The sequence below is a fragment of the Kribbella deserti genome (assembly GCF_042434725.1).
Lineage (GTDB): Bacteria > Actinomycetota > Actinomycetes > Propionibacteriales > Kribbellaceae > Kribbella > Kribbella deserti.
In genome coordinates, this window is the sequence record NZ_JBHLTC010000071.1 from 1 (window position 1) to 1,268 (window position 1,268).

Sequence of the window (1,268 nt, forward strand, 5' to 3'; positions counted from 1 at the left end):
GGAATCACTTGACCAGTGAGCTATTACGCACTCTTTCAAGGGTGGCTGCTTCTAAGCCAACCTCCTGGTTGTCTGGGCAACTCCACATCCTTTTCCACTTAGCAAGCGCTTAGGGGCCTTAGCTGGTGATCTGGGCTGTTTCCCTCTCGACTACGGAGCTTATCCCCCGCAGTCTCACTGCCGCGCTCTCACTTACCGGCATTCGGAGTTTGGCTGATTTCGGTAAGCCGGTAAGCCCCCTAGACCATCCAGTGCTCTACCTCCGGTAAGAAACACGCGACGCTGCACCTATATGCATTTCGGGGAGAACCAGCTATCACGGAGTTTGATTGGCCTTTCACCCCTATCCACAGGTCATCCCCCAGGTTTTCAACCCTGGTGGGTTCGGTCCTCCACGCGGTCTTACCCGCGCTTCAACCTGCCCATGGATAGATCACTCCGCTTCGGGTCTAGAGCATGCGACTCAAACGCCCTATTCAGACTCGCTTTCGCTACGGCTACCCCACACGGGTTAACCTCGCCACATACCACTAACTCGCAGGCTCATTCTTCAAAAGGCACGCCGTCACACCCCACAAAGGAAATGCTCCGACGGATTGTAGGCAACCGGTTTCAGGTACTATTTCACTCCCCGCCTGGGGTACTTTTCATCTTTCCCTCACGGTACTATTCCGCTATCGGTCACCAAGAAGTATTTAGGCTTAGCGGGTGGTCCCGCCAGATTCACACAAGATTTCAGGGGTCCCGTGCTACTCGGGAAAACACTCGAGAGTTGTCGTCTTACGTCTACGGGGCTATTACCCTCTACGGCACGACTTTCCAGAAAACTTCGACTTCAACAACAATTTCTGACTCTCCGACCCTGCGGCAACAGGAATCTGAATGCTCCCACAACCCCACATACGCAACGCTCGCCGGCTATGACACGTACATGGTTTAGCCTCTTCCGCTTTCGCTCGCCACTACTCACGGAATCACTATTGTTTTCTCTTCCTGCGGGTACTGAGATGTTTCACTTCCCCGCGTTCCCTCCAGATACCCTATGTGTTCAGGCACTGGTAACTGGCTTTAGAATGCCAGCTGGGTTTCCCCATTCGGACACCCCCGGATCACAGCTTGGTTGCCAACTCCCCGGGGCTTATCGCAGGCTCCAACGTCCTTCATCGGCTCTTGGTGCCAAGACATCCACCGATTGCCCTTAGTAGCTTGTCATCAACACACAACAAAAAACTAAAGACAACAAAAATAAAGATGCTCGCGTCCACTAT

Annotated in this window: 1 rRNA gene; it reads right to left on the reverse strand. The window is 53.3% G+C overall.

Annotated elements, in window-relative coordinates:
• A 23S ribosomal RNA gene (locus tag ACFFGN_RS36055) occupies positions 1-1,212 on the reverse strand; the annotation flags it as partial.
• Between the last annotated feature and the right edge of the window lie 56 nt (positions 1,213-1,268).